General features: G+C 70.6%; 5 protein-coding genes and 2 rRNA genes. All 7 read left to right on the top strand.

Annotation, left to right across the window (positions count from 1 at the left end; genetic code table 11):
* Nucleotides 1–318: ribosomal RNA gene (locus VGD85_RS14195) — 23S ribosomal RNA — on the top strand; the annotation flags it as partial.
* Between the two features lie 138 nt (nucleotides 319–456).
* Nucleotides 457–573 (top strand): 5S ribosomal RNA (gene rrf, locus VGD85_RS14190).
* A gap of 94 nt (nucleotides 574–667) precedes the next feature.
* Nucleotides 668–1,660 (top strand): tetratricopeptide repeat protein, encoded by a 993-nt coding sequence (locus VGD85_RS14185; protein ID WP_331064090.1) that lies wholly within the window; start codon nucleotides 668–670, stop codon nucleotides 1,658–1,660.
* 33 nt (nucleotides 1,661–1,693) lie between these two features.
* Nucleotides 1,694–2,503: a PP2C family protein-serine/threonine phosphatase gene (locus tag VGD85_RS14180; protein WP_331064089.1), complete on the top strand. Its 810-nt coding sequence runs from the start codon at nucleotides 1,694–1,696 to the stop codon at nucleotides 2,501–2,503.
* A 65-nt stretch (nucleotides 2,504–2,568) separates the two neighbouring features.
* Nucleotides 2,569–3,501, top strand: a complete 933-nt coding sequence (locus tag VGD85_RS14175; RefSeq protein ID WP_331064088.1) for an alpha/beta hydrolase — start codon at nucleotides 2,569–2,571, stop codon at nucleotides 3,499–3,501.
* A 128-nt stretch (nucleotides 3,502–3,629) separates the two neighbouring features.
* Nucleotides 3,630–4,148 (top strand): DUF3145 domain-containing protein, encoded by a 519-nt coding sequence (locus VGD85_RS14170; protein WP_331064087.1) that lies wholly within the window; start codon nucleotides 3,630–3,632, stop codon nucleotides 4,146–4,148.
* Between the two features lie 221 nt (nucleotides 4,149–4,369).
* The gene (locus VGD85_RS14165; RefSeq protein WP_331064086.1) at nucleotides 4,370–5,698 is read left to right on the top strand and encodes an ISL3 family transposase; all 1,329 of its coding nucleotides are present in this window, start codon (nucleotides 4,370–4,372) and stop codon (nucleotides 5,696–5,698) included.
* Nucleotides 5,699–5,704 lie beyond the last annotated feature (6 nt).

The following is a 5,704-nucleotide window of genomic DNA, read 5'->3' as shown; positions in this document are numbered from 1 at the left end:
TGGGTTTAGAACGTCGTGAGACAGTTCGGTCCCTATCCGCCGCGCGCGCAGGAAACTTGAGAAAGGCTGTCCCTAGTACGAGAGGACCGGGATGGACGAACCTCTGGTGTGCCAGTTGTCCCGCCAGGGGCACGGCTGGTTAGCTACGTTCGGAAGTGATAACCGCTGAATGCATCTAAGCGGGAAGCACGTTTCAAGATGAGGTTTCCCACCCCCTCGAGGGGGTAAGGCCCCCAGCAGAACACTGGGTTGATAGGCCGGAGGTGTACAGCAGCAATGCCCAGCCGACCGGTACTAATAGGCCGAGGGCTTGTCCCACAAACCCTCAACCAAAACCACAACGACCCCTCGCGTCCACATCCAACACACCAACACGTGTCTTCAACTGAACGTGTATCCAACTGAACAATGGCTTGGAAGAGCCCTGTGACCACCCCAGGACTCGACCGCAAGAGTTACGGCGGCCATAGCGAAAGGGAAACACCCGGTCCCATCCCGAACCCGGAAGTTAAGCCTTTCAGCGCCGATGGTACTGCAACCGAGAGGCTGTGGGAGAGTAGGACGCCGCCGGACATACACTCCGTAGGGGCCACCGTTGGTGGCCCCTACGTGCATTTCTTCGAACGTTCGACGCAGCGCCGAGGCAGGCGCAGGAGCAGGAGCAGTCGTGGCCGAGCAACGCCGCAGTCAGAAGCCGCAGGGTGGCGGCAAGCCCACGGGCCGGTCAACGGGCAAGCCGGCCGGTGCCGCGAAGGGCAAGCCTGCCGGCAAGCGCACCGTCGCGCAGGGGCGCCCGTCGTCCGCCAAGTCCTCCGAGCGCGGTCAGCGCTGGACCCCGGAGGCCGAGCGCACCTCGGGCGGCGGACGGCCGGAGCGGCGCTCCGGCGGCGACCGTCCGGCCCGGCAGGCGGATCGTCCGGGCCGGAAGAACGACTGGAAGCGTCCCGCGGACAAGCAGGGGACCCGGACCGCCGAGCAGGCGGTGTACGACGGGCCGGACCTGCCCGAGGGCGTCACCGGACGCGAGCTCGACCGCTCGGTGGCGGCGCAGCTCAAGGGCCTCCCGGAGAAGCTCGCGGCCCGGGTGGCCCGCCACCTCGCGGCCGCCGGGCTGCTCGTGGACGAGGACCCGGAGACGGCCTACCAGCACACCCTGGCGGCACGCGCTCGCGCCCCACGGCTCGCGGTGGTCCGTGAGGCGACCGGCGAGGCGGCGTACGCGGCCGGTCACTATGCCGAGGCGCTGGCCGAGCTCCGGGCCGCCAAGCGCATGAACGGCGCGACGGCCTACCTGCCGATCATGGCGGACTGCCATCGGGCGCTCGGCAAGCCGCAGGAGGCACTGAAGCTGGCGAAGAGCCCGTCGGTGGCGAACTTCGCCCCGGAGGCCAAGGCCGAGATGACGATCGTCGAGGCGGGGGCGCGCCGCGACCTGGGCCAGCTCGACGCCGCCCTGCGCACCCTCGAGCTCGCGCCGCTGACCTCCAAGAGCCGGGCGTCCTGGGTCGTGCGACTCCGGTACGCCTACGCGGACGCTCTGGAGGCGGCCGGCCGGGAGCAGGACGCGCTGGCGTGGTTTCACCGCACCCACGCGATCGACAGCGAGGAGATCACCGACGCCGATCGTCGGGCGACGCTCCTCGAGAAGCGCCTGGGCTAGACTCCACCGCACCTCGGCAGGAGAGGTTCCACCATGCTGCGATTCTCGGGTGCTGGCGTCAGCGACGTCGGCCTGGTGCGCCCCCAGAACGAGGACTCGGCATTCGTGGGCCCCTACGTCGCGGTCGTCGCCGACGGTGTCGGCGGTGCGGCCGCGGGCGAGGTGGCCTCCGCGACGGCGACGTACGCCCTGACCGCGACCGTGCTCGGCCGGATGGGGGAGGAGCCCGAGGCGCTGCTGCTCGACGGCATGGAGGCCGCGCGCACGAGCATCCGGCGAGGCGTGCAGGGGGACCTGAACCGGCTCGGCATGGCGACCACGGTCACCGCGATCGTCTGCGACGGGCACCGGGCGGTCCTCGCCCACGTCGGGGACTCCCGGGCCTACCTGCTCCGCGACGAGGCGCTGACCCGGCTGACGAACGACCACACCTATGTGCAGGGGCTCGTCTCCGCGGGCCAGCTGCGCCCCGAGGAGGTCGGTCGGCACCCGTGGCGCAACGTCGTGCTGCGCTCGCTGGACGGCGACCCGGTCCACGAGGGCGTCGACCTGCTGCCGCTCCCGGTGCGGCCCGGCGACCGGCTGCTCCTGTGCAGCGACGGGCTGACCGACCTGGTGCCGGACCCGATGATCGAGGAGCTGCTGGGTGTCGCGGACCCGCACTCGGCGGCCGCGGTGCTCACCCAGGCGGCGCTCGCCGCCGGTGGCCGCGACAACGTCACCGTGGTGGTCCTCGACGTCGTCGACGGTCCGATGGTCGTCGGCGACGGCCAGCTCCTCGGCGCGGTGCGCGAGATCGCCAACATCGTCGACCCGGGAGCGGTCCGACTGGGACGCTGCTGAACGAGACGGGCGCAGCCGTGCGGATCGTTCCGCAGGGTCCGTGGTGACGTGCCAGACTCCTGGTCGTGGGGAACGTCAGGAGACCAGCCCTCGAGGGCACGGTCGCCGTCCGTGGCGAGCGGCGGCTGAGCTTCGCCGAGTACGGCCCTCGCAGCGGTCCGGTGATCGTGTGGATGCACGGCACGCCGGGCGCGCGTCGCCAGATCCCCCTCGAGGCACGGGAGTACGCCGACCGGCGCGGCGTGCGGATCATCGGCATCGACCGGCCCGGGATCGGGTCCTCGACGCCGCACCTGTACCCGAACGTCCTCGACTGGACCCAGGACCTCGAGCTGTTCCTCGAGACGCTCGCGATCGACACCGTGCGGCTGATCGGGCTGTCCGGCGGCGGGCCCTACGCGCTGGCCGCGGGCGCGGCGATGCCGGACCGGGTGCACGGGATCGGCGTGCTCGGCGGCGTCGCCCCGACCCGGGGTCCGGACGCGGCGGAGGGCGGCATCATCGAGCTCGCCGTGCACGTCGCGCCGCTGCTCACCCTCGCGCGGGTGCCGCTCGGCGTGACGCTGACCCAGGCGATCCGCGTCGTCCGGCCGCTGGCCGGCCCGGTGCTCGATCTCTACGCCGCGCTCCAGCCGCCGGGCGACAGGTTCCTGCTCTCCCGCCCGGAGTTCAAGGCGATGTTCCTCGACGACCTGCTCAACGGGAGCCGGTTCCAGACCTCGGCGCCGTTGGCCGACCTGATCCTGTTCACCCGGCCCTGGGGGTTCGAGATCGCGGACGTGCGGGTGCCGGTCCGCTGGTGGCACGGCGACGCCGACCACATCGTCCCCTTCCGGCACGGCCAGCACGTCGTCGACCGGCTCCCCGACGCCCGGATGAGCGTGATCGACGGCGAGAGCCACCTCGGGGGACTGGGGCTGGCCGAGGAGGTGATCGACACGCTGCTCGAGCTCGGCCCGCACCGCGCCCGGGGCGCCGGATCGGCACGCGGTCGCTGACGCTGGCGTTCCCGCCTCCCATGGGCCACAATGGTGGGCACAACTACACCCGTGTCACTCACACCTCTGCATCTCTGCGAGCTCGCTGGGGAAGGCGCATCTCGCGCTGGAGATGAAGGAGGGTCCCGGTGACCGCACGCACTGCCACCCGCGCCGCGACGCGAGGCGTCCTGTACGTCCACTCGGCGCCTTCCGCGCTGTGCCCGCACATCGAGTGGGCGGTCAGCGGAGTCCTCGGCGTCCCCGTGAGCCTGGACTGGACCCCGCAGCCGGCCCAGTCGGGCACCTATCGCGCCGAGCTGTCCTGGACCGGCCAGGTCGGTGCGGCCGCCGCCGTCGCCTCGGCGCTGCGCGGCTGGAACCACCTGCGCTTCGAGATCACCGAGGAGCCCACCGCCGGCTCCGAGGGAGCGCGCTACTCCTTCACCCCCGAGCTCGGTGTCTTCCACGCCGTCACCGGGCTGCACGGCGACATCATGATCCCCGAGGACCGGCTCAAGGCCGCGGTCGTCAAGGCGGCGCTGGGCGACACCACGCTGCTCGGCGAGATCGACAAGCTGCTCGGCAAGCCCTGGGACGACGAGCTGGAGACGTTCCGCCACGCCGGCGAGGGCGCGCCGGTGCGCTGGCTGCACCAGGTCGTCTGAGCCGCGACCCGGAGCGAAGCGACGGAGCGCGACGCGAAGAGGTCGAGCGAGCCCGCGAGCGAGCTTGCGAGCTCGCGACGGCGGGTCGAGACCCAGTCTCGGGAGGAAACGGGCCCTTCACAGTTGAGGGTGTAGCGACGTCTGGCGCGTCGGTCCCGGGATAGGCGTCGAGGTCTCCCGAAGATGGCGGTTCCTACGCCAGCCACCTGGAAGACCTCGACGTGCCCGACGCTACCGTCGGCGAGCGCTCTGACGCGTTCGGCGACCCCGATCTGTCCACCTTCTGCCGCCTTGACGAGCTCGGCCTCATCGTCACCGGCCAGCGCCTCGAACCGGGTCGCGCGGTTCTCGCGTGCCGGGTCCTCGAGCCTGATCAGTGGTGCCGACGCTGCGGCTGCGAAGGGTCGCCACGCGACACGGTCACCCGGCAGTTGGCTCATGAGCCGCTCGGCTGGCGTCCTACGACGCTGCTGGTCACGATCCGCCGCTACCGGTGCAGCGGCTGCGGCCATGTGTGGCGTCAGGACACCAGTCTGGCGGCCGAGCCGCGGGCGAAGCTGACCAGACGGGGTCTGCGGTGGGCACTTGAGGGCATCGTGGTCGCCCACCTCACCGTTGCCCGCGTTGCCGAGGGGCTCGGGGTCGCGTGGAACACCGCCAACGATGCCGTTCTGGCCGAGGGCAAGCGGGTCCTGATCGACGACCTGGCCCGCTTCGATGGCGTGAAGGTTGTTGGCGTCGATGAGCACGTCTGGAGGCACACCAGACGTGGCGACAAGTACGTCACCGTCATCATCGACCTCACCCCGATCCGTGACGGCACAGGCCCCGCACGGCTGCTCGACATGGTCGAAGGACGCTCCAAGCAGGCATTCAAGACCTGGCTCAACGAGCGTCCCGACCCTTGGCGTGACGGTGTCGAGGTCGTCGCGATGGACGGGTTCACCGGGTTCAAGACCGCCACCGCCGAGGAGCTTCCCGACGCGGTCGCGGTCATGGATCCCTTCCACGTGATCCGCCTGGCCGGCGACGCCCTCGACAAGTGCCGCCGCCGGGTCCAGCAGACCATCCACGGACACCGCGGAATGAAGGGCGACCCGCTCTACTCCACCCGCCGCACCCTGCACACCGGCGCCGATCTCCTCACCGACAAGCAGGCCAACCGACTGCGCGCGCTGTTCGCCGTCGATGCCCATGTCGAGGTCGAGGCGACCTGGGGCGTCTACCAGCAGATGATCGCCGCCTACCGCCACGAGGACCGGCGCGCGGGCCGCGAGTTGATGACCAAGCTCATCGGCTCGCTCAGCAGCGGTGTGCCGAAGGCGCTGACCGAGCTGACCACACTCGGGCGGACGCTGAAGAAGCGCGCTGAGGACGTCCTGGCCTACTTCGACCGACCCGGCACATCGAACGGTCCAACGGAGGCGATCAACGGCCGGCTCGAACACCTCCGCGGCTCAGCGCTCGGATTCCGCAACCTCACCAACTACATCGCCAGATCGCTGCTCGAGACCGGAGGCTTCAGACCACAACTACACCCTGGATTGTGAAGAGCC

The sequence above is a fragment of the Nocardioides sp. genome (assembly GCF_036401255.1).
In the GTDB taxonomy this organism is placed as follows: domain Bacteria; phylum Actinomycetota; class Actinomycetes; order Propionibacteriales; family Nocardioidaceae; genus Nocardioides.
The sequence above is the reverse complement of the archived record's forward strand: the minus strand, read 5'-3'. Positions and strand labels throughout refer to the sequence as shown.